Below are 355 nucleotides of genomic sequence, written 5' to 3' on the forward strand. Positions count from 1 at the left end.
TCGCCAGACGTGGCGTTGAACCGCGCCGACAAAGGCGCGAGATTGAAGGTCGACTCGGGTGAATGGGACTTGTCGCAACGTGAGGTGGCTTGGGTCATGAAGCGCACGCGACAACTGCTGCTGCGTGAGGGCGACGAATAGGGAGTCGGCTGTCGCGGCGATGCGCGGTGGACAGACTCGATACACGGCAGCCAATGGCACGCCCGTGCTTCGCAAGACCATCGTGGAGAAGTTGGCGCGCGACAACGGTTTGGATTACAAGCCGGAAAACATCGTTGTTGGCAGCGGTGGCAAAAACATCATCTTCCTCGCGCTCTCGGTCACGCTGAATCCTGGGGACGAGGTCATCATTCAC

The 355-nt window shown here is 59.7% G+C and carries 1 protein-coding gene; it reads left to right on the forward strand.

The window, feature by feature from the left end:
• Nucleotides 1-160 precede the first annotated feature (160 nt).
• A partial coding sequence (locus SB753_RS35455; RefSeq protein WP_410804751.1) for an aminotransferase class I/II-fold pyridoxal phosphate-dependent enzyme occupies nt 161-355 on the forward strand: 195 nt, incomplete at its 3' end.

Source organism: Paraburkholderia sp. SIMBA_053, from assembly GCF_046534895.1.
GTDB classification, from domain to species: domain Bacteria; phylum Pseudomonadota; class Gammaproteobacteria; order Burkholderiales; family Burkholderiaceae; genus Paraburkholderia; species Paraburkholderia caledonica.